This is a genomic window from Chryseobacterium sp. CFS2 (assembly GCF_036543225.1).
Lineage (GTDB): Bacteria > Bacteroidota > Bacteroidia > Flavobacteriales > Weeksellaceae > Chryseobacterium > Chryseobacterium culicis_A.
Map to the genome: position 1 here is coordinate 175,583 of NZ_JAZHQU010000006.1, position 22,357 is coordinate 197,939.

General features: G+C 35.9%; 28 protein-coding genes. 16 read left to right on the plus strand and 12 right to left on the minus strand.

Annotated features, from left to right (window positions below; translation table 11 throughout):
• Window positions 1-7: 7 nt before the first annotated feature.
• The 5 genes from rimM to ODR02_RS15550 form a co-directional block, all read right to left on the minus strand.
• Window positions 8-550: a ribosome maturation factor RimM gene (gene rimM / locus ODR02_RS15530; protein ID WP_209787579.1), complete on the minus strand. Its 543-nt coding sequence runs from the start codon at window positions 548-550 to the stop codon at window positions 8-10.
• 14 nt (window positions 551-564) lie between these two features.
• The gene (locus ODR02_RS15535) at window positions 565-1,131 is read right to left on the minus strand and encodes a 30S ribosomal protein S16 (RefSeq protein WP_209787576.1); all 567 of its coding nucleotides are present in this window, start codon (window positions 1,129-1,131) and stop codon (window positions 565-567) included.
• Between the two features lie 185 nt (window positions 1,132-1,316).
• Entirely contained in the window at window positions 1,317-1,826 is a 510-nt protein-coding gene (locus ODR02_RS15540) for a nitroreductase family protein (RefSeq protein WP_309512715.1), read from the minus strand.
• Window positions 1,827-1,993: 167 nt separating this feature from the next.
• Entirely contained in the window at window positions 1,994-2,443 is a 450-nt protein-coding gene (locus ODR02_RS15545) for a GreA/GreB family elongation factor (protein WP_209787570.1), read from the minus strand.
• Window positions 2,444-2,599: 156 nt separating this feature from the next.
• Complete coding sequence (locus tag ODR02_RS15550) at window positions 2,600-3,130, minus strand: SRPBCC family protein (protein WP_209787567.1); 531 nt, start codon at window positions 3,128-3,130, stop codon at window positions 2,600-2,602.
• A gap of 212 nt (window positions 3,131-3,342) precedes the next feature.
• On the opposite strand from ODR02_RS15550, the gene ODR02_RS15555 reads away from it, so the two are divergent.
• The 6 genes from ODR02_RS15555 (at window position 3,343) to ODR02_RS15580 (ending at window position 8,634) form a co-directional block, all read left to right on the plus strand.
• Complete coding sequence (locus ODR02_RS15555; protein WP_309512716.1) at window positions 3,343-5,361, plus strand: M3 family metallopeptidase; 2,019 nt, start codon at window positions 3,343-3,345, stop codon at window positions 5,359-5,361.
• 112 nt (window positions 5,362-5,473) lie between these two features.
• A complete protein-coding gene (locus ODR02_RS15560) occupies window positions 5,474-5,893 on the plus strand; it encodes a DUF1801 domain-containing protein (RefSeq protein ID WP_309512717.1) in 420 nt (139 codons plus the stop codon).
• 102 nt (window positions 5,894-5,995) lie between these two features.
• Window positions 5,996-6,379, plus strand: a complete 384-nt coding sequence (locus ODR02_RS15565; protein ID WP_309512718.1) for a hypothetical protein — start codon at window positions 5,996-5,998, stop codon at window positions 6,377-6,379.
• Between the two features lie 29 nt (window positions 6,380-6,408).
• A complete protein-coding gene (locus tag ODR02_RS15570; RefSeq protein WP_309512719.1) occupies window positions 6,409-6,627 on the plus strand; it encodes a YqaE/Pmp3 family membrane protein in 219 nt (72 codons plus the stop codon).
• A gap of 69 nt (window positions 6,628-6,696) precedes the next feature.
• The gene (locus ODR02_RS15575; protein WP_309512720.1) at window positions 6,697-7,428 is read left to right on the plus strand and encodes a class I SAM-dependent methyltransferase; all 732 of its coding nucleotides are present in this window, start codon (window positions 6,697-6,699) and stop codon (window positions 7,426-7,428) included.
• Window positions 7,429-7,593: 165 nt separating this feature from the next.
• The gene (locus ODR02_RS15580) at window positions 7,594-8,634 is read left to right on the plus strand and encodes a serine hydrolase domain-containing protein (RefSeq protein ID WP_309512721.1); all 1,041 of its coding nucleotides are present in this window, start codon (window positions 7,594-7,596) and stop codon (window positions 8,632-8,634) included.
• Between the two features lie 2 nt (window positions 8,635-8,636).
• Here ODR02_RS15580 and ODR02_RS15585 read toward each other — a convergent pair whose 3' ends face one another.
• Together ODR02_RS15585 and ODR02_RS15590 are read right to left on the minus strand one after the other, a co-directional pair.
• On the minus strand, window positions 8,637-10,043 hold the full coding sequence (locus ODR02_RS15585) for an MFS transporter (RefSeq protein ID WP_309512722.1): 1,407 nt from the start codon (window positions 10,041-10,043) through the stop codon (window positions 8,637-8,639).
• A gap of 40 nt (window positions 10,044-10,083) precedes the next feature.
• On the minus strand, window positions 10,084-10,647 hold the full coding sequence (locus ODR02_RS15590) for a TetR/AcrR family transcriptional regulator (protein ID WP_309512723.1): 564 nt from the start codon (window positions 10,645-10,647) through the stop codon (window positions 10,084-10,086).
• 199 nt (window positions 10,648-10,846) lie between these two features.
• On the opposite strand from ODR02_RS15590, the gene ODR02_RS15595 reads away from it, so the two are divergent.
• Together ODR02_RS15595 and ODR02_RS15600 are read left to right on the plus strand one after the other, a co-directional pair.
• Window positions 10,847-11,227: a VOC family protein gene (locus ODR02_RS15595; protein ID WP_309512724.1), complete on the plus strand. Its 381-nt coding sequence runs from the start codon at window positions 10,847-10,849 to the stop codon at window positions 11,225-11,227.
• 94 nt (window positions 11,228-11,321) lie between these two features.
• Window positions 11,322-11,945, plus strand: a complete 624-nt coding sequence (locus ODR02_RS15600; RefSeq protein ID WP_309512725.1) for a hypothetical protein — start codon at window positions 11,322-11,324, stop codon at window positions 11,943-11,945.
• Between the two features lie 11 nt (window positions 11,946-11,956).
• On the opposite strand, the gene ODR02_RS15605 is transcribed toward ODR02_RS15600, so the two are convergent.
• The 4 genes from ODR02_RS15605 to ODR02_RS15620 form a co-directional block, all read right to left on the minus strand.
• Entirely contained in the window at window positions 11,957-12,976 is a 1,020-nt protein-coding gene (locus ODR02_RS15605; protein WP_309512726.1) for an NAD-dependent epimerase/dehydratase family protein, read from the minus strand.
• Between the two features lie 59 nt (window positions 12,977-13,035).
• Window positions 13,036-13,611, minus strand: coding sequence for a Crp/Fnr family transcriptional regulator (locus ODR02_RS15610; RefSeq protein ID WP_309512727.1), 576 nt, complete (start codon window positions 13,609-13,611; stop codon window positions 13,036-13,038).
• A gap of 219 nt (window positions 13,612-13,830) precedes the next feature.
• Window positions 13,831-14,205, minus strand: a complete 375-nt coding sequence (locus ODR02_RS15615) for a hypothetical protein (RefSeq protein ID WP_309512728.1) — start codon at window positions 14,203-14,205, stop codon at window positions 13,831-13,833.
• Window positions 14,205-14,339, minus strand: a complete 135-nt coding sequence (locus tag ODR02_RS15620) for a hypothetical protein (protein WP_280895238.1) — start codon at window positions 14,337-14,339, stop codon at window positions 14,205-14,207. Before ODR02_RS15620 ends, ODR02_RS15615 begins: the two co-directional genes overlap by 1 nt.
• 96 nt (window positions 14,340-14,435) lie before the next feature.
• On the opposite strand from ODR02_RS15620, the gene ODR02_RS15625 reads away from it, so the two are divergent.
• From ODR02_RS15625 to ODR02_RS15660, 8 genes are all read left to right on the plus strand, one after another.
• The gene (locus ODR02_RS15625) at window positions 14,436-15,065 is read left to right on the plus strand and encodes a TetR/AcrR family transcriptional regulator (RefSeq protein ID WP_309512729.1); all 630 of its coding nucleotides are present in this window, start codon (window positions 14,436-14,438) and stop codon (window positions 15,063-15,065) included.
• Complete coding sequence (locus ODR02_RS15630; protein ID WP_309512730.1) at window positions 15,037-15,534, plus strand: GNAT family N-acetyltransferase; 498 nt, start codon at window positions 15,037-15,039, stop codon at window positions 15,532-15,534. Before ODR02_RS15625 ends, ODR02_RS15630 begins: the two co-directional genes overlap by 29 nt.
• Before the next feature lie 11 nt (window positions 15,535-15,545).
• A complete protein-coding gene (locus ODR02_RS15635; RefSeq protein WP_309512731.1) occupies window positions 15,546-16,364 on the plus strand; it encodes a helix-turn-helix domain-containing protein in 819 nt (272 codons plus the stop codon).
• 75 nt (window positions 16,365-16,439) lie between these two features.
• Complete coding sequence (locus ODR02_RS15640; protein WP_309512732.1) at window positions 16,440-17,030, plus strand: NAD(P)H-dependent oxidoreductase; 591 nt, start codon at window positions 16,440-16,442, stop codon at window positions 17,028-17,030.
• A 480-nt stretch (window positions 17,031-17,510) separates the two neighbouring features.
• Complete coding sequence (gene tyrS / locus ODR02_RS15645; RefSeq protein ID WP_309512733.1) at window positions 17,511-18,710, plus strand: tyrosine--tRNA ligase; 1,200 nt, start codon at window positions 17,511-17,513, stop codon at window positions 18,708-18,710.
• 206 nt (window positions 18,711-18,916) lie between these two features.
• On the plus strand, window positions 18,917-19,438 hold the full coding sequence (locus tag ODR02_RS15650; protein ID WP_309512734.1) for a 3'-5' exonuclease: 522 nt from the start codon (window positions 18,917-18,919) through the stop codon (window positions 19,436-19,438).
• 12 nt (window positions 19,439-19,450) lie between these two features.
• Entirely contained in the window at window positions 19,451-20,221 is a 771-nt protein-coding gene (locus ODR02_RS15655; protein ID WP_309512735.1) for a hypothetical protein, read from the plus strand.
• A 35-nt stretch (window positions 20,222-20,256) separates the two neighbouring features.
• The gene (locus ODR02_RS15660) at window positions 20,257-20,697 is read left to right on the plus strand and encodes a GNAT family N-acetyltransferase (RefSeq protein ID WP_209787523.1); all 441 of its coding nucleotides are present in this window, start codon (window positions 20,257-20,259) and stop codon (window positions 20,695-20,697) included.
• Window positions 20,698-20,843: 146 nt separating this feature from the next.
• On the opposite strand, the gene ODR02_RS15665 is transcribed toward ODR02_RS15660, so the two are convergent.
• A complete protein-coding gene (locus ODR02_RS15665) occupies window positions 20,844-22,355 on the minus strand; it encodes a helix-hairpin-helix domain-containing protein (RefSeq protein WP_309512736.1) in 1,512 nt (503 codons plus the stop codon).
• Window positions 22,356-22,357 lie beyond the last annotated feature (2 nt).

Sequence of the window (22,357 nt, forward strand, 5' to 3'; positions counted from 1 at the left end):
TGCAAAACTATTCGTCTTTCTTTGAAGGAATAAGAAAAACATCAATAAGACCTTCAGGAAGTTCCATTTTGATGGTTCTTTCTTCTCTGTCAACTTCAAGAATCCAGTCTTTGATCATAGGAATAACCACTTCTTTTCCATCCAGATTGGTAATGAAATATACCTGTGCTGTCTGATCGTTTACAGATCTGATCACCCCACAGTTGCTATCATTTTGATCAAAAATTTCAAATCCGATGATCTCGTGGTAATAGAATTGTTTTCCTGAAAGTTTAGGCAGTGAAGTAAGCGGAAGGTAAACACTTTTACCCAACACCTGATCCACCATAGCCTCAGAAGAGTTTTTGAATGCAAGATTCAGAGCATCCAGTTTGCTCCATGATGATTTTTCAATAAAAAATGGAACCAATAATCCGTTGATTTCAACGAATATTGATTCCAATTTATTGTAAAGCTCGGGTTGATCGGTATCCAATTTAAGGATTACGTTACCCGCAAGTCCATGTCTGCGTGTGATTTTACCTAAAAAATAGCAATCTTCTTTACGCATAACAGGGTTTGTTCTTAAGCTTCAGTGTTTTCTTCAGTTTCAGCAGCAGGAGCTTCTCCTTCTGTAGCTTCAGCAACAACTTCTTCAGCAGGTGCGTTGGCAGCTTCTTCAGCAGCTTTAGCATCAGCTTCAACTTGTGCAGCAGCAGCAATTCTAGCTTCGTTTACTTTTACTTCAGCTTCTAAAGCAGCTTTCTTAGCGTCAGCTTTAGCAGTTGCTAAACCTTCTACTTTACCTTGTACTTTAGAATCTTTAGCTTCTACCCAAGCATTGAATCTTTTTTCAGCTTCAGCTTCGTCAAAAGCACCTTTAGCTACACCACCTTGTAAGTGTTTTTTGTAAAGAGCACCTTTGTAAGATAGAATAGCTCTAGCAGTATCAGTAGGCTGAGCACCGTTGTTTAACCACTGTACAGCAGAATCAACGTTCAATTCGATAGTTGCCGGATTAGTAATTGGGTTGTAAGTTCCTAGTTTTTCGATGAATCTACCATCTCTTCTAGCTCTAGAATCTGCAACCACGATGTGGAAAAAAGGTTTTCCTTTTTTACCGTGTCTTTGTAATCTGATTTTTACTGACATAATGTTTGAATTTTACGGGAACTCGTCCCAGTTAAATATTTAAGAGTGCAAAGATAAACAAAAATTCTAATTTAACAATTAATAAATATAACAATTTATCAATCTAATAGGGAAACAATATTTTGGTCCTTTTTTTAACTGATTGTTACATTGGTAAATTTTCAGATTGTTATATTAAAACCATATTATATTGTTCCCATATAGAAAAGTCCCAGACATTTCTGGTTTTCTTCAATGGTTAAAGAGTTTTTCAACTCCTCTACAATTTTAGGAGAACTCCAGTAGCATCCGATATTATTTGCAGTACAGGTAAGATACATGTTCTGAACTGCCATTGAGGTAGCCGCTATTTCTTCCCACTCAGGAACCATTCCGCTGAAATTGACAACAATGGAAACTACAGCATCAGCTTTATTGATTTTAAAACCAATATCGTTGTATTTTTTCTCTAAGAAAAGCTGTTCTGATGTAACTGCCTTATAGATGGCCTGCATTTCTGAAGCCAACTGTGCTTTTTCTTCTCCTTTGAATATTTTGAAACGCCAAGGTTTGGTACGTTTGTGATTGGGAGCAAATGTGGCAGCATTTAAAATTTCCTCCAACACTTCCTGAGATATCTCTGTATCAGTATAATCTTTTGGAAAAATACTTCTTCTTTGCTCTATGATTTCTTTTAAAATGGATGCATTATTCATACCTGCAAATTTACAACATGGAATTCAATCTCTTCCATTTAAAATGTTAAGTATTTACTTCCTGATGATGATTAACGTTTTCAGGATAAAAAAGACTAAAAAAAGAGTATAGAAAACCATTTCTCATAAGGTTTCCTATTCAAAGCCTGTATATAAAGATTTATATTCTACAATACTTCAACAATCTTCTGATGGATTTTGTTTAAAGTAAATTCATCACCGCTCTTTCTGCCCATCATCTCCTTAGCCATAGGACTTTCCGGAGATATGGCATAGAACCTGTCTCCTTCAAAAAAGAATTCTCCCAGTGACACAGAAATATAAAATCTGGCTTTATTGGTAATAACCAACGAACCGAGCTGTACTCTTTCAGTGGCCGTATTGAGAACTTTTGCCATATTTCTTTTAAGATCATTCAAAGCTCCCAATTGTCGCTGCATCTGATAGATCTCCTCCTGCATTTCTTCTCTCATGCTGTCATATTTCGGAGTTTTTTTGATGTCACGGCTGGCTTCCAGGGTAAATTCGATAAAGTTTTTCAATTTTTCAATTTTCTCTGCGATGGTAGTCTTTACAAAGTCTCTGATATCACTTTTTTCAAATACAATCTTCTCCATACAATCTATTCTTTATATAAAGATAATATTTTTAGAATAATATTTCTTTGGCTTTACAAAAATAACGCTTACAAAAATAAAGGAGAAAGAAAATGGGATTCAGTTCCAATAATGGACTGCAATAAAAAAGCCTTGTAAACTTTACAAGGCTTTTTATTATTTTTCAGCAAGTTTTTTCAGATCGCCCAGCCCCTGGCTGAACATTTTGTCCATATTGCCATTCATCAAAGGTTTCATAACCTTCATCATGGGAGTCAGTTCATTATCTATCATCCAGGTTACTTTGGTACCACTTCCTTCAGGAACCAACATGAAATTAGCTTTCATATCTCCTTCAAAAGGTTTTATAAAGTGAAGTTTTGTACTCATTTTCTGGTTCGGTATCAGTTCAGTAATGGATTGCTCTCCTTCACCTACATTTTTATCTCCTTTCCAGTGATAGGAATCTCCTACTTTATCTCCGTTTCCGGAATAGGTAATGACAATGTTTTTATCCGCTTTGGAGAAAGGATCCCATTGGTTATATCCTTTTAAATTCCCTGTATAGCTCCATACTTTTTCCTGTGGTGCATTGATTACAATAGATTTTTCATAGTGGTAATCTTTACTGAAAGTGAGCATGGCAATGACAGCATAGATAATAATCAGTACGATGATGGTACCAATAATTTTTAAGAGTGTTTTCATAGTCTATACATTTAAGGTTATTTATTTTAATGATGACTTTTAAATCTGTTCTCAAAATTAAATATTCCCACATCACTCCCTCTTTCCATATGACAAGATTAAATAAAGATAAGGTATTTTTGTCATAACCCGCCAGTGAGGCATTATTTTTGCGCGTTTCAGCTTTGATTCCCAATGAATCATTAAATTTACCTTATATAAAAAGATCAAAAATGAATATTTTAACAGAAAAATTTAACACTCCATACCATTCGGCACCATTCAATGCCATCAAAAATGAAGATTATCTTCCGGCATTTCAGGAATTGATTCAAAAATCTGAAGAAGAAATTGAGGCCATTGTCAACAATCCTGAATCACCTACTTTCGAAAACGTAATTGAAGCACTGGCCTATTCAGGAGAGCAGTTGGATGTAGTATCCAATATTTTTTTCAACTTAAATTCTGCGGAAACCAGCGACGAAATTCAGCAAATTGCTCAGGAAGTTTCCCCGATCTTAACAGAATATTCTTCAAAAATCTCTCAAAACGAAGCCCTTTTCAACAAAATCAAAAAAGTATATGATGAAAAGGAAAATTATAATCTCAACGAAGAGCAGGAAATGCTTTTGAATGAAACCTACAAAGGTTTTGTAAGAAGCGGAGCTTTATTGAATGAAGAAGACAAAGAAAAATTAAAGAAAATCAGTATGGATCTTTCTTTAAAGTCTTTACAGTTCGGACAAAATGTACTGGCTTCTACCAATGCCTATTTTAAACATATTACCAATAAAGAAGATCTTGCAGGAATTCCTGAAGCCATCATTGATCAATATGCGGAGGAAGCAAAAGAAAGAAATCTTGAAGGCTGGGTAGTGACGTTACAGTATCCAAGCTATATTCCGTTTATGACCTATGCCGAAAACCGTGAACTGAGAAAGGAACTCGCCTTAGCCAATGGTAAAAAATCTTTTGACGGCGGAGAATATGACAACCAGAATCTGATTAAAGAATTGCTTACTCTTAAACAACAGAAAGCTGAGCTTATCGGATATAAAAACTATGCAGATTTTGTTCTTGAAGAGAGAATGGCTAAGTCTCCGGTAAAAGTTATTGACTTTTTGAATGAACTTCTAACCAAAGCAAAACCTTATGCTGATAAAGAAATTGAAGAATTAAAATCTTTAGCAAAAGCTGACGGAATTGAAGAAATGCAGAGCTACGATCACGCATTTTATGCTGAAAAACTTCGTAAAGAGAAATATGACCTGAATGATGAGGAACTGAAACCTTATTTCCCGTTAGATCAGGTACAGGATGCTGTATTCGGGTTGGCAGAACAACTTTTCGGATTAACTTTTGAGGAAAGAAATGATATTCCGAAATACCACGAGGATGTAAAAGTATATGAAGTAAAAGAGAACGGGACTTACAAATCTCTTTTATACGTTGATTATTTTCCAAGAAAAGGAAAAAGAGCCGGTGCATGGATGACCAGCTACAAAAATCAGTACAAACAAAACGGTGAAAATTCCCGCCCGCATATTTCCATTGTCTGCAACTTCAGCAAACCGACAAAAGATATCCCTAGCTTACTGACATTCCAGGAAGTGACTACTTTGTTCCATGAATTCGGGCATGCTCTTCACGGAATGATGGCGGATACCCAATATCCTACCCTTTCCGGAACATCTGTAAAATGGGATTTTGTGGAACTTCCATCACAGTTTCTGGAAAACTTCTGTTATGAACCTGAGTTCTTAAAAACGTTTGCAAAGCATTATAAAACAGGAGAAGTACTTCCTGACGAAAAAATTGAAAAGATTGAGCAGTCTAAAAACTTTATGGAAGGCTACCAAACATTAAGACAATTAGGCTTCGGACTTCTGGATATGAACTATCATACGAAAGTTGAAGAATTACAGAATGAAAGTGTAAAAGAGTTTGAAGATAAGTATACCAAAGCAACCACACTTTATCCTTCAAATTCAGAAACGGCAATGAGTCCAAGTTTCTCTCATATTTTCCAGGGAGGATATTCTGCAGGATATTATTCTTACAAATGGGCAGAAGTTCTGGATGCTGATGCTTTCCAGTATTTCAAGGAAAACGGAATTTTCAATCCTGAGATTGCGGCCAAGTATAAAGTATTGCTGTCTTCAGGTGGAACAAAAGATCCAATGGAGCTTTATAAAAATTTCAGAGGCAGCGAGCCGAAAGTAGAGAGCTTATTGAAAAGAGCATTTGGATAGGATGTATATATTCAGATTGTGACAGAAAAAATAAATGTAAAAAGGACGGCGATTGCTGTTCTTTTTGTTTTAAATTAGTCGATCAATAATCTCAAACATTTCCTTATTTCATATGAATACCCAAGAACAAATCCAAAATTATATCCATAGCCAGCCAGAACCAAAACGTAATGATATGCAGGAACTTCATCAAATCATTCTTGAGCTCATGCCGGAATGCCAGCTATGGTTTCTTGATGGTAAAGACAGTGAAAATAAAACCGTTTCTAATCCTAATATCGGATATGGATTGTATACCTTGCAATATGCAGGTGGAAAAACAAGGGACTTTTACCAGATCGGAATGAGCGCCAATACAACCGGTATCTCAATCTATGTTATGAACATCAGTGATAAAAAATATTTATCCGAAACGTATGGAGAAAAAATAGGTAAAGCCAGCGTAACCGGATATTGTATTAAATTTAAATCTCTGAAAGATATCAACATTGAAATACTGAAAGCAGCGATACTGGATGGACTTAAAGAATAAAAAATACTGAAATTCTTTTTACTCTTAAAAAAACAGCATATCTATTCTAAGAAAGCTAAATTTGTACTTTATAAATAAACATCCATTCTGTAATTTTAAATAATGAGCAGCATAACACTAAGATTAGAAAACGTAAAAAAACTTCAGGCTAAAAGATGGGAAAATGAAGACCATTGGGACACCTTAAACGATCTATTGGTCAAAGAATTAGATGAAATTTTGCTTATTGAGCCTAAAAATACGGCAGCTTTAATTAGTATTGGTGCTGTTTATTCTGATATGGGTGAAAATGAAAAGGCCCTGGCCTACTTAAAAATGGCATTAGATTTGGGTTCTAAAGACAAAAATCTTTTTGTAAACCTGGCCATTGTGCTTATTTATATGGAGAAACATCAGGAAGAGTATCTGGAATATCTTGAAGAAGCCGAGGATACCATTGAAGATCCTCTTACTTTTAAAGCGTATTTTGATCCTCAGTCCCGGTAAAAAATCAGTTCAATTAAAAACTTAAAATCATGTTACTAGCCATATTACTTCCTTTCTTATCTTTCATGGTCCGTGGAAAAGTTCTCACCGGAATTATCTGTCTGATTTTACAGATCACTCTGATCGGATGGCTTCCTGCTGCAATCTGGGCAGTACTTTCTTTAAATAATGCAAGAGCTGATCAACGAAATGATAAACTCATTAAGCAATGCGGGAAAATAAACGCTAGACGCATGATCTGCAATTGAAAGTTCTATAATTTAAGGACTTTATTTGAATGCTGTACTTCCTTTTAAGTAACAGAAAAATTGCAAGCTATGAAAGAAAATAAATACGACCAGCCGTCATTTTTCGACCAATATGAAAAAATGCTTCGTTCTCAGATAGGATTGGAAGGAGCCGGAGAATGGCACACATTGAAAAATATGCTGCCGGATTTTCAAGGAAAAGATGTTCTTGACCTTGGCTGTGGTTTCGGATGGCATTGCCGCTATGCGATAGAAAACGGAGCTCAATCAGTCATCGGAATTGATCTTTCAGAAAAAATGCTGGCTAAAGCTCAGGAAATTAATAATATGAAAGGAATTCATTATGAAAGAAAAGCTCTGGAAGAAGTGGATTATCCTGCTGAAAAATTTGACATCATATTAAGTTCTCTCACCTTACATTATGTAGAATCATTCGATACCATCGCTCAGCTTATTTATAAATGGCTTATTCCTGGCGGATCATTTGTATTTTCAGTAGAGCATCCTGTTTTTACCGCAGAAGGTGGCCAGGATTGGCTATATGATAAAGACGGTCAGAAAATATGCTGGCCTGTCGACCGATATTTTATAGAAGGAAAGAGAAACACTACTTTTCTGGGAGAAAATGTAATCAAATACCACCGTACTTTAACTTCTTATTTAAATACATTATTAAAACATGGCTTCACCCTTAAAGAAGTTATTGAACCTGAACCAGTTCAGGAAATGCTTAAGGAGATTCCGGAGATGAAAGAGGAACTCCGCAGACCTATGATGTTAATCATCTCTGCTGTAAAATAGTTTTTAAAATATCAATATCATTTTTTTCAGGACACAATTACAAACAACTATATTGTATAACATAGTAATAAAAATAAATCATATCTTTGTATAACAAATTACATACTTATGATTATTAAAAAATTGATAACCGCTTTTGTTTTGCTGCCATTTTTAACTCAAACAATGGAAGCACAAACAAAAGGATATGAAAAGAAAATTGACAGTATTATCCAGACTGAATTTGGAAATAAAGAGGAACCGGGAGGTGTTTTTTTAATTTCTCAAAACGGAAAAAGTCTCTATCGTAAGGCATTTGGAAAAGCCAATCTCGAACTCAATGTCAATATGACATCGGATCAGGTTTTCCAGATCGGATCAATGACCAAACAGTTTACTGCTGTGGCGATTCTGATGCTTGAACAGCAGGGAAAACTTAATGTTAATGATCCCGTTTCGAAATACATCAAAGATTATCCTAACGGAGATAAAATTACCATTCACCACCTTCTGACCCATACTTCGGGAATTAAAGATTTTACGAAAATAAAATCTTTGCCTTCTATTGCTCAAAAAGAAATGAAGCCTGAAGAAATGGTCAATTTTTTCAAAAACGAACCTGTCGACTTTGCACCAGGAGAGAAGTTTGATTACAATAACTCCGGGTATGTCGTGTTGGGATACATCATTGAACTGGTTTCCGGAACTTCTTATGAGGATTTTATTAAGAAAAATATCTTTGATAAAGCAGGAATGAGCCATTCTTATTACGCTTCCGACAGAAAAGTAATTCCTCAGAGAGCTTACGGCTATCACAAAAAAGAACAGGGGTTTGTGAATAAAACCGTGATTAGTTTCAGTGTTCCGTTTTCTTCCGGTTCGTTGATGTCTACCGCAGATGATATGCTGAAATGGCAGCAAGCTCTGAATCAAAATACTTTACTGAATTCAAAAGAAACCCAAAAAGCTTTTCAAAAATATAAGCTGAACAATGGTGAAGAGTTTACCTATGGATACGGATGGCATCTGAAAGAAATTAACGGAACACCTGATCGTGAGCATGGAGGAAGTGTATTTGGATTTAAAAGCATGGGAGTTTACATTCCAGGTGAAGATCTCTATGTGATAGGGCTCAGCAATTGTGACTGCCACTCTCCTACAGAAGTTACCCGAAATATTGCTAAGGCTGTTTTACAAGAAATCAAAACCTCAGCAAAAAAACCTTAGTTTTATTTCCTGTTTTTCATTTCAGGAAGAACATAGTCCGGAACCTTAAAAATACAGGCCACTACAAAAATCAAACAGAGAATATTAATCAGTAAAGTAACGGAAAAGGCATTGTGATACTGCTGTACGGAAGGTTTTGTTCCCAGAAAATAATAGAAAATACTTCCTACAGCAACAATCCCGACTATAGCAGCAATCTGTTGAAAAGTATTATAAACCCCGGAAGCATTTCCAACAAGTTTTTCAGACATTCCTGACAAGGCAATAATCGCCAGTGAAGGAATAATAGATCCTATTCCCAGCCCATGCAAAAATAAAAGCAGGCAGAAAACAGGAAAACCAGTCTCCATTCTGAATAAAAATAACTGAAGCATAAGAATCAAAATAATAAAGCTAAGCCCTGCCATCAGGGCCTTTTTCCCATATTTCAAAATGAGTTTTACAGAAATGACTGAAGCTAAAATAAAACCCAATCCCTGAAAAACAATGATCTCTCCTGCCTCTAATGGACTCATCTTTAGTCCATCCTGAAAAAACAGAGACAGAATATAAAAATAGGAATCCAGCATAATAAAAAAGAAAGAAACCGCCACAATTCCCAAATTGAAATTTTGATAACGGAATACTTCAAAATCAATCAGATAGGAACGTTCATTTTGGATTCTCTTCTTCTGATTTTTTATAAAACTGAATAAAATTCCACCAGAAATAATCATTAATGAAACATTTTTGAAATGAAGACCTTCATGTTCAGACATTGTTAAAGCATAAGTTGCACAGAACAATCCTGCAGAAAGAATGAGAACTCCACCAGCATTGAAAGATTGTTTTACAGGCGTTTTAGATTCGTTCAATAATTTCAGGCTAAGAAAAATAGCGGGTAAACAGATGGGAATATTCATCAGAAAAATAAGTCTCCATGGCTCTTCCATAACAGTCAAAGATGAAAAGTATCCTCCGAGAAACTGTCCCAAAACGGTTCCAATCCCGATAGTAATTCCATACCATCCCATCGCCTTGGTGCGTTCCTGATGACCGGGAAATAAAATCTGTATCATGGAAAGTACCTGAGGCGCCATCATGGCAGCACTGATTCCTTGTACAAACCTTGAAATTACCAGCTGACCAGCTCCTACAGAAACTCCGCAGGCAATAGAACTTATCATAAAGGCAATCAATCCGAAAATATAAATCCTTTTTCTTCCGTACAGATCTCCCAATCTGCCTCCTGTAATCAGTAAAGAAGCAAATCCTATAAGATAAGCGGCAATCATAAACTGCATTTCTCCATGAGAAGCATGAAGGTCACGTTGTATGGAAGGTATAGACACATTGATGATAAAAATATCCATGATTGTTAACAACTGTCCCAACAGTATCACTAATAATTTCAAATACTTATGTTTCATTTTTATATAGATATATCTATTTTTAAATAATTAAAAAAAATTAGGGCAATAAACCCTGAACAATTTTTTTTATCTCGTCAAAAGAATCAGTTTGTTTGTTGATCGTAGAGGTAACAACAGCTCCTTCGATTAACAGAAAAATATGATCTGCTATTGAATCTGTGTCAGCCAGCTTTGCCTCTGTTCCATATTCATTGGCAAGTGTTCTGATCAAATCCTTTTGCTTTTCTTTATGCTGTATGGCAAAAGTGGAAACAGAAGGATTGCCCTCTCCTATTTCGGAGACAATTTTAATGAAATGACAGCCTGCAAATTTTGAGGCCTGCTGCAATTTTTTTCTGTAGTCAATAAGGGCAAGAAGTTTTTCTTTCGGGTCTGAAATCCTGGATATACTGTCTTCATATCCTTCAAACCAGCCAAGCTCCTCTTTGATAAGATAGGCCTGAAGAAGATCATTTTTGGATGAAAAATGATTGTACAAAGATCCAATGGCAATATCCGCTTCTGCAATAATCTGATTGATTCCCGTAGAATTATACCCTTGCTTATAAAATAATTCTGAAGCAACCCTGATAATCCTCTCGCGTACTTTTTCTTTTTTCATCGTGAAAATTTTTACAAATGTAGATAAAAAATAGATAAGTCTATCTATTTTTGAAATTGAGATAAAAACTTTATTTTAGATTCAGGAAATACCATCTGCCATTTAAACTTCCAATCATGAAATCACTGTCGCTCTTTTTGATATTTATATTGCTAACCGTATCTTGCAGTCAATCACAGAAACCTAATGCTTTAAAAATATGAAATCTTCCAATCCTGTCGTCTACTTTGAAATTCCCGTGCATGATCTGGCGCGAGCTGAAAAGTTCTATTCTGCTGTTTTCAACTTTAGTTTTGAGAAAGAAATCATAGACCGCTATGAGATGGCATTGTTTCCATTTGAAGAAAAAAACAGTGGCATTACAGGTGCATTAGCCAAAGGAGATGTCTACAAACCTTCCAAAAATGGTGTTATTATTTATTTTAAATCAGAAAATATTGACCAAACATTGGAAAAAGTTCTACAACAGGGAGGTTCTGTTCTTTACCCCAAAAGGATAGATGAAAAATACGGTTTTGCAGTAGCAGAATTTGAAGACTCGGAAGGCAACAGAATAGCGCTGCATGAAACAGTAAAATAGCCATACCATTCATTGCATATTATTTTTTTTCATGTGGTTGAAGCATATTTTGTATATTTAAATAACCATTTGAAATCTAATTTGGTAAATACCTATGGCGGAAGAACTGTATTTCATCAAAACCAATCCCATTATTGCCAAAATAAATTTGTACAATAAGCTCAGCCGTGAAGAAGAAAATATTCTGAAATTCCTTGCGCCTGAAGCGAAAAATACCCTTGAAACAATTAAAGAAAAAGTAAAAGATTCTGTTGAAGAACTTAGCCAGGAAGAACTTCTGCTTATTTTTCAATGGTTTCATAAGGTGTATTCTTCAGATCATGAGGAAACCAAAACACAGCTTTTCATCAATGGTATTGATCTTTTTTATGAAATTCCAACTAACATTCATGCCGAAAATTTCCTTCAGATTCTTTCAGATTATGAAAAACTTCTGAAGCAGGATATGAATTATATTGTAGATTCCAAAAATTTCAATCAATTCCTGATCTATGGGATTTTTCTGACAGAGATTATCAACAGAGAACAGCATCCGGATAATATCCTTTGTGAATATCTGAAACCGGATAACCAGTCTTTATATCTTCTGGCTGAAGACCAGTGTAATTTGAAAGATTTTGATCCTGCCATCATCCCGGATCTTCAGCATTATTTTACTGATCTGTATGATCTGACTAAGTTTTACAAAGGTTCTATCATCAAACTTGAGAATCAATAAAAAGAGGCTTCTTAAACCTCTCGCAGCATTTCAGGATTTTTCATGAGATACTCTAAAGCTTCTGTCACAGCCTGTTCAGGACTTTTAGGATTGAATCCTAATTCATTTCTCGCTTTAGAAATATCAAAATCCTGTTGTAATCCTGAAAACATGGCAATATCTTTTCGGGTAAGTACGGGTGGTTTTCCACTCAATTTTGCGGTAAGTTCCATGAGACCAGCAATCGTAAACAGGATTCCTTTGGGAACGGAACGGGGAATATTCAGCTTCAGTTCAGGATAGAGGGTATTGGCGAGAATAGTTGTATCCGTGATCGTCATGCATTTTTCATTGGCAAGAATATAACGTTCACCCGAACGTCCTTTTTCAGCGGCCAAAAAGCATCCTTCTGCAACATCCTTCACATCAATCCAGTTCAGCGTAATTTTAGTGTCTACCGGAATTTTTCTATTCAAAATTAATTTGAGAACTCCATAGGAAACATTTAACGGTAAAAATGCCTTACTACCAATCATCGCAGAAGGCATCACCGAAACTAATTCTATTCCTAGTTTTGAAGCCAGGTCAAATGCCAGTTTCTCCCCGTCATTCTTAGAGTTATAATACATATCTCTGCGATCCGGATTATAACCATTGCTTTCTCTGGTAGGTAAATTTGTATAATTGAGAGCAGCAATAGAACTTACATATATTATTTTTTTTACGCCTGCTTCTGCGGCTGCTTCAATAGTATTCCGGGTACCATTGATGTTTACTTCATAGATTTCCTTTTTAGGATCTTTAGCCCATAATTTGAAAGAAGCGCCTACAGCATAGAATGTTTCCACTCCCTGCAGTGCTTTTACAAAAGAAGCTTTATCGGTAATATCCGCTTGTACCAGCTCGCAATCCAATCCTTCAAAAGGTTTTTTGTTTTTTGTATTTCTTACAGCAGCTCTTACCGGAATCCCTTTTTCAAGTAAAAATCTGACTAAATTATTTCCCAGATGTCCATTGGCTCCTGAAACAAGACTTACATTATTCTTTGTCATTACATTAATTTTAATGCTGCAAAGTTCATCTTCCCTATTCCAGAACCACTTGACTTTTGTTAGTTAATTATTTTCCTCCGGATTCTGCTCAGGCTTTCCGGCTTCATTCCTAAAAATGATGCGATGTATTGAATAGGAACATTTTGAATGATGCCAGGATAATCATTCATGAGTTTCAGGTATCGCTGTTCAGCATTTAAAACAGATAACTCTCTGGAACGTTTTTCATTATAGGTAATCGACTGTTGGAAAATTGAAATACTAAAATCCTTCATCGCCTGGCTTTGGCTGATCAAATAATTCAGGTTTTCTTGGGAAATTCTCAAAAGTTGAACATCGGTGATCGCTTCTAAATTATTTTCAGAAACTGTACTGTTGATATAGTCTGAATAAGAAGTAAAAAATCCAGGCGGACAATTGATATGGGTGGTTACTTCATGACCATTTTCATCGGTATAAAAAAGTCTGAGGTAGCCTGAAACAATATAATATAGATATTGAGGTATTCTTCCCGCCTCTTCTATAATCGTATTTTTTGAAAATGATACAGGCTCAAAATATTTTTTGACTGCTTCCGTTTCTTCCTGACTCAAATCATGGCCGGAATAAATATGTTGTAAAAGCTTGTCATGCATTGAACTGAGTATGTTTTAATCTTTCACAAAAATACCAAAAGAAAACTTCAATATTTATGAACTTAAAAAATATTTACCTGTCTATGTAACATACTGGATTCAACAATTGTCTTCTATACATAACCGAAAGAAAATCTGCTGCTGAAAAAGGAAATAAAAACACTACAGGAACGAGTACAGAACCAGGATAAAAACTATAACACAGCCAGCAGTCTCCTTTTACGATGTGGAACTGTTGGCTCTTTTATTACCCTTCCGGAGAATAAGAAAGTAATATCCCATTCCACCTGCAAAATAAGCCACGCCATCCCAAAAATCTCCTGTAAAATGAGGGGATAGTTTCGGGCAAAGCACTTCAAACAAAAAAGACAGATAAAGCACTGAAGTCAATACAAATTTCAGATCAGGTTTCCAGTGATAGCCCAGCACAGAATTCATGATATATTCTATCAGATAACAATACATAGGAACAGTAATACAATCTGTAAAATGATCATTGATAACGGGAATAAAAATTCCGTTTCGTCTCAGCAGAATAATGAGTCCCCAAACTGCCAATCCCATCAGGAACCAAAATGAAATTCTTCTGCTCATCACATATGCAGTACTGCCATTATGATCCCAAGAATTACCTGCAGGATTTTTGATATAACTTCCTGGGAGTCTGTTGTATTTTCTTTTTCAGTTTGATCTGCTGATTCATAATTGAACTTTTGCTTCCCTTCCATTTTGATAAGATTTAATCCTGCAAATATATTAAATTAGAACAATTGTTCTAATTTTAAAAATATGATTTATATCCGTTCTGATATTCTTATCTTTGGATGATGAAGACCAAGGATAAAATTCTGTCTAAAGCACTGGAATTATATAATGACAAGGGGTACAACAATATTACCACCAGGCATATCGCAGCTGAACTCAATATCAGTGCGGGAAATCTGCATTATCATTTCAGGCATTCGGAAGACCTCATTAAAATCCTTTTCTCTGAGCTTACTCTGAAAATGGATGAGCTGCTGAACCAAATGAAAAAAACAGAGGATAAAACGCTGGATGATCTTTATCAGTTCACTTATTCTACCTGCAGAATTTTTTATTCTTATCGTTTCATCTTCATCAATTTTATAGATATTCTGAATCAAAATCCCGACATCAAAGCCAGCTATGAAGGGATTAATTTCAGCAGGAAAGAAGAATTTCAGCAGATCTTTTCAGATCTTCAGAAGAGCAATATATTTCAGAAAGATGTTCCTCATTTTATTATAGAGGGTCTTGTTGAACAGATTTTCATCATTGCAGATAACTGGCTTACCCACAACAGGCTTATATTAAAACTCAGTCAGAAAGAAGCCATACAGCACTATACACTTCTGCAGATGAATCTTTTTTATCCGATTCTCAATAAAGAACAGCAAAAACTTTATGAAGAACAATATATTCAACAGTCATAACATGACCGTCAGAAAAGGGATGAATGATGATCTCCCGGAGATGCTGCAGCTTTTTACCGCAACTATAGACGAGATATGTAAAAAAGATTATGATCTTCAACAGCTTGAAGCATGGAAATCCGGTACAGAGAACAAGGAAAGGTGGATGAAAGTGATGAGAGATGAACATGTTTTGATTGCTCTCACCGAAAATAAAATAGTAGGATTCTGTACTCTTGATCAGGGAAATTATATTGACCTGCTTTTTGTACACAAAGATTATCAGCATAAAGGAATTGCCTCAATGCTTTATAATTTGATTGAAAAAGAAGCCCTGCAGCATCATGAGAGAGAACTTACTGCTGATGTGAGCAAAACAGCCAGACCCTTTTTTGAAAAAAACGGTTTTCAGGTTGTTCTGGAGCAAACAGTGTATGTAAAAGGAATTGCGATGATGAATTATAAAATGGCAAAAACACTTATCTTTTAATGTTAAGATTGATGGAATTACAACCGGAATATAATGAGTATAGAATTTCAGTTCCTCAGGAATTTGAAAATGTATTTACTCATTTTTATTTTGCTGAAAATACTTCTGAAATATCAGTAACCAAAACACTTTTGCCAACTTATCAGACGATCCTGTTATTTTGTTTCGGAGAAAGTGCCACGATGTCTACACGGGAAAAAACCATCATAAGTATTGATAAATGTATGGTATTCGGTCCGGTGAGACAAGCTTTTGACTATACGCTTCCGGCAGGATGTTCTATTCTTGTCGCCAATTTTAAAGATGATGCATTCTTCAGATTTTTTGGAAAAATATCCATTATGCAATCGGTAAAACATCCGGATGAACTATTGAAAGAAAACTGTTTTACAGATCTGTGGCATCAGCTGACAGCATTACATTCTACTACAGAACAAGTGAATCATATCTTAGAATTCTGCAGACCTTATCTGCAGGATCGGGATATTACCAGCCAGCTTCTGAGCAACTTTGAGAATGATCTTCTAAACCCTGTTAAAGTTATTGCTGAACAGACTCATCAAACAGAAAGAAACATCCAGCGAAAACAGAAAGAGCAGTTTGGGTATTCTTTAAAAGAGCTTAACCGTTACAACCGTTTTTTAAAAGCCATCAAAATCATTGAAGAGGAAACCGAAAAACAAAATCAGGTTAAATGGTTTGTCATCATTGATGAGTGTGGTTATTATGATCAAAGCCAGCTTATTCATGATTTCAAGCATTTTATCAATATTTCTCCTGCTCAGTATTTAAAATTCCAGCAGGAGATCTGCAATCCAAAATCGAAATAGGTTATTTCGTTTTCTTACAATTTTCGAAGCGTACACCAGACTACTTTTGTCTCATTAATCTAAACAATCAAAGTAATGAGACATTTAATCATTTACGCACACCCTAATGATAACAGTTTAAATCACAATCTTTTAAACACTGTTGTAGAAACACTCCAATCCCGTAATCAGGAAGTTATTGTGAGAGATCTGTATACCATCGGTTTTGATCCGGTTCTTTCCTTGGCTGATATGCAGGAACAGCGTTTGGGAAAAGTATCAGATGATATAAAAATTGAGCAGGAGCACATTTCATGGGCAGAGCAGATTACCTTTATCTATCCTATCTGGTGGACAGGTCTTCCTGCAATCATGAAGGGCTATATAGACCGCGTTTTCAGTTATGGTTTTGCTTACCGCTATGATCAGGGCATCCAAAAAGGGCTTTTGAAAGGCAAAAAGACCGTTATTCTCAATACTCATGGGAAATCTCATGAAGAATATGAAAAAGCAGGCATGGATAAAGCTCTGACATTAACTTCTGATCATGGTATTTTCATGTACTCCGGACTGGAAATCATCAGACATTTATTTTTTGATAAAGCAGATAAAGCTTCTTCTGAAGATCTGGAAATCTGGAAAAGTCAGGTTAAAAATTTATTTTCCGAACCTGTATTTAACTATTAATTTTTACTTAATGAAAACATCTGTAGAAAAACAAGATATCAGTCCTGTTCTATTGGGTTCTTATAAACTAACGAAAAAAATAATAAAATACAGTTTTTATCTCTTTATCCTCTATTTTGTTTTTAAAGGATTTATGGCATGAAATTAGCTTCAAAAATCGCAAGTAAAATTGTTTTGAACCATTATTTTAAGCCATTAAGATTGATGGATGGTTAAGTTTTTATTTAAAAACAAATCTTGTTATAACCCTGCAATGCGTCTTAATGGTTTAAATATTGGATCCTCAGGAAATTCCTGTATATTTACCCAAAAATGAAACATCTAAACAGTATATTACGTCTTCCATTCTTCAGTGAATATTACACTCCGGGCTATCGTTCGGGAAGACTTTCTATATCTGTAATCCAATAAAATAATCTAACGTATATATAGAACCCGGACAGTCCCTGTCCGGGTTTTTTCATTTTAAAACTATTCAACATGATTCATTCATTACAAGAAAATGTGGCTATTATCCTGCCTGAAAATGGGCTGGAAGAAAAACTAGCCCAAGCCAAAAAGGAAAATAGAAAACTTTCCATCAAGTTAGGATTTGATCCTACGGCTCCTGATCTGCATCTGGGACATGCCGTGGTATTAAAAAAACTGAAGCAGTTTCAGGATCTGGGACATCAGATCATCATTGTGGTAGGAAGTTTTACGGCCAGAATTGGTGATCCTACCGGAAAAAACAAAGCACGAAAACCTTTAAGTACTGAAGATGTACAGCACAATGCCCAGACGTATATCAACCAACTTTCCAAGGTCATTGATGTTCAGAAGACAAAGATTGTCTTCAATTCTGACTGGCTGGACACACTGGACTTTTCTGAGGTAATCCAGTTACTTTCAAAAGTTACCGTTGCTCAGTTGATGCACCGCAATGATTTTAATAAAAGGTTTACAGAAAATACTCCCATCGCCATGCATGAACTGGTATACCCAATTCTTCAGGGTTTTGATTCTGTAAAAATTGAATGTGATATTGAAATGGGCGGCACAGACCAGCTTTTTAACTGTACCATGGGAAGACAGCTTCAGGAAGTACACCAGATGCCAGCTCAGATTGTGATGTGTATGCCATTGCTGAGAGGTCTTGACGGAAAGGAAAAGATGAGCAAATCTCTGAACAATATTATCGGACTTACGGATGAACCTAACGAGATGTTTGGAAAAACCATGTCTATTCCGGATGCATTGATTGAAGAATTCATCAACCTGGCCACCGATTTTTCGATGGAAGAAAAAAGAGCACTTTTTTCCGGAATAGCAAAAGGGGAAAATCCCATGGATATTAAAAAACAGATTGCTAAAAACATCATTACCCAATACCACGATGCTGCTTCAGCAGAAAATGCAGAACAGTTTTTTATCAATCAGTTTCAGAATAAAAATTTTGAAGAGAAAAAGTATGAGCCTGTTTCTATAAGTTCTTTGGGAAAGATTAAAAACAGGATATCTCTTGTTGAACTTTGTCATCATCTTAAAAGTGACCTCAGCAAATCGGCAATCCGGAGACTGATTGAGAATGGAGGAATTCAAATCAATAACAGTAAAATAACAGACTCTAATGAAGAAATGGAACTGATCCCTCAAACCAAAATAAAGATCGGGAAAAGGGGCTTTTTTGAGCTGATATAAAAGCGGGAAGATGGGAGCTGGAGGAGGGAAGTTTTTGAAAGACGATGAACTTATAAAGTTTTTTGATAGGAATATTTTTAAAACAAAAGCTAAAATTAAAAAACACAGAAGTTCTTTACAGTCCGAAAATAACTTCCAGCTTCCCTCTCCCATCTTCCATCCTTCAACTAATTTCAATATCTTCGTTTTCTAAAAACTATTTTCCAATGAGCTACATCATGGTCGACATAGAGTCAGACGGCCCGATTCCAGGAGATTTTTCCATGGTCTGCTTCGGAGCAGTACTTGTGAATGAGGAACTAGACACCACCTTTTATGGAAAACTGAAGCCGGTTTCTGAAAAATTCAACCCTGATGCTTTAGCGGTTTCCGGTTTCAGCAGAGAAGAAACAATGAATTTTGATGATCCGGAAAAGGTAATGCTTGCCTTTGAAGACTGGATTAAAATACATTCTAAAGGCAGACCAATATTCATCAGTGATAATAATGGTTTCGACTGGATGTTTATCTGCTGGTATTTCCATCATTTTATCGGACGGAATCCTTTTGGCTTTTCTTCGAGGAGACTTTCTGATCTTTATTGCGGACTGGAAAAAGATACTTTTGCCCAATGGAAACATCTGCGTAAAACCGAACATACCCACAATCCGGTAGATGATGCCAGAGGAAATGCCGAGGTTCTGCTCTACATGAAGGAAGAGATGGGACTGAAAATAAGTTTTAAATAACCTTTACAACTTATGGGAAAAGACACTTCAATTTATATGTTTGACAGTGAAAAGGCAGCAGTGAATCTCTATGAGGATCTACAGCACAGACTGTATCATACCCAAACATTCAGAGATTATATTAACGACAGAAAAAAGGCTCTGAATAATGATAAAATCAGCTTCGACAGAATACTGGAGACTATCAAAAATGATATCAACAATATTACGCCTGAAGATATGCTGGAAATCACGTTGTTCTTTAGAAGTCAGATTGAGCCTCTCTTTCATCATGATTCCTGGGAAGCAAGGAATGAATATTTTGAAACATTATATCAATATTTAGGAATTTTTTGGCTTTACGAGTTTCCTAATGCTGCTGCATATTATGGCTATATGCATCAATACGAAAATTACACTGAGTTCTTCCCCATGAGCATGCTGAAGAATTATCAGTCGGGTATCAGGATCTGCTCAGAAGATTTTCTGCTCTTCAACGATTATGTAATTTTGGTCACAAAGGAAATTCTTGACCGGAAAATACATGATCATGAGCATAAACTGACCGCAGAAGAGGAAAAAATCGTCAACACAATCAAAAAGGAAAATCAAGATAATAGCCTGCTCTTTGAAATCATTGAAGAGGAAGTACAGTTTCTTGCCAAAGTATTTTATCCCAGTGAAAAAAGTCCTTATAGTCATTCTGTTCTCCATTCTTATTCTTTCTTCCGGAAATCTATAGAAATGAAATCCAGAATTGATGCAAAAAAAAATCCAAAAATTCTTATCTTACAGTCTTATTAATGCTGATATAGCCTAAAATTGGAATTCTAAAAAATATGAGTACTTCCCTTATTTACCGAAAAGCTACTGACAACGACATCGATTATCTTCTTGATCTGAGAATGAAAACCATGAATCCTCATTATGAGACTTCAGGACTTTCTACCGACAGAGAAACCACCCTGCAAAGGGTTCTGTACCAGTTTGAAAAAGCAGATATTATTCTTTTAGACAATCAACCCATCGGACTGTTAAAAGTAGACCGAACATTTACTAACATTGAGGTTCTGCAACTTCAGATTGATCCCAGCCAACAAGGTAAAGGTCTTGGAAAAAAGATTTTGTCAGATATTCTGGAGGAAGCTTCATTAGCAGGAAAAACGGTGTCATTAAGTGTTTTAAAAACCAACAAGGCACAGCATCTTTACACAAGTCTTGGATTTAAGATTACCGGGGAAGATGAGTATTCATATTTTATGGAAACGGAAAGGCAGTAAATAATTTTTTTAAAATTTTTGGCTAAAGCGGTTGGAAGACTCTCTTTGATTTAAACACAAATCTCACAAATAAATGAGCACAAATAGTCACAATCATCTGCAGATCTGAAAATCTGAGATTGCTTCACTACGTTCGCAATGACGGTTTACTGATTTGCCATCGTTACATAGATCAGCCTTCCGCCTTCTTCTGCAGACAGCAGTATTTTTTTACCATCTGTCAGCTCAACCATAGAACCGGGTGGAATTTCTTTCTGCTCAGTGACATCTTTCATTCCTGATAAGCCTTGATTTACCAATACCCATTTTCCCTGGTGGAATGTGAAATACCCTACAGGCATTTTATCCTGCATTGTCAGGTTTTCATTTCTTATCACTTTCCTGGAAACATGCCATTTGAATAAATACTGATTATGATAAACCATCAGCCTGTGATTTTCCGGTTTCCATACCTCATCATCAAATTTGAAGTATAAATCTAATATAGGTAAAGTACCCTGATGCGGAGTTCCACAGAACGGACACTTCGGATTGCTGGTATTATCAAAAACATACCATTTTTCAGTACAGCCGGAATTATGGCAAGGCTGTATCAGATCTACGGTTTTCAATAAAGCGGTTTCCCATTCGTTGGCAGTAGGCCGCCTGATGGGATCATGTAATCCGTCTATAAATGTTTTGCGGAACAATTCTGAAATATAAGGTCCCGTAACGGTATAAGGAATCTGCTGAGGATCTCCCCAGAATGCATCCCATTTTCTAAGATGATCAGATTTTACCTGGTTGGAAGAGTTTTCCGGGTGTTCTACAAACATTGCTTTTTCACCCATGGATAATATTTCGTCATTTTCGGAATCCAGATCCCAGATTTTCCCTCCACGGAGCGGGTGTCTTCGTAGCAGATACATATAAATCAGGACAGCAAGGGCATGCAGATCTGTTTTTTGGTTAGGCAGATGTCTGTTTGAATCCTGAAGACTCAAATGTTTTGTTTTCAACACTTCAGGGGCAATAAAATCTGCTGTTCCTATCACTTCCGGCGGAAACAGCTTTGGAACAACAAGCCCGTCAATATCAATAATACAGGCAGATTTTGTAACGGGATCCACCAGAATATTATTATAAGATAAATCGGAATGTGCCAGCCCCATCTGATGCAGTTTTTTCACTCCCCGGCTGATGTTCACCGCAATCTGAAAATAACTCAGCCAATCTCCGAGTTCTGACTGATCCAGTCTTAAAGGATATTGTTGATTTCTGAACATAGGAGCTGTAAACCATTTTCCCACCTTATCCTGTCCCCGGATATTATCTGAACCGATATATCCTTTGGCAAAATAAAATTTATGATGGTAAACAGGCACCACAATTCCTGTGAGTTTATCTCTTTCAACAATATCGTAAGGCCATCTGAATATTTCGTTCAGAAAGTACTCTGGGGCATTTCCATTCTGTATGCTCTGCAGATAAGTAGAAACAATTCTCTTGATCCTTTCTTTTTGTCCCTCATCTAAAGGACTTCGGTAGAAAGCCACCACATATTCTTTATCGAGAGAAAAATAAACATCTTTCACTCCGCCCCTGATAGGGTTTTCATCTACATATTCATAGGATTTGGCTGTGTCCAGAACAGAAACAACTTTAATGGTCTTTTTCATGG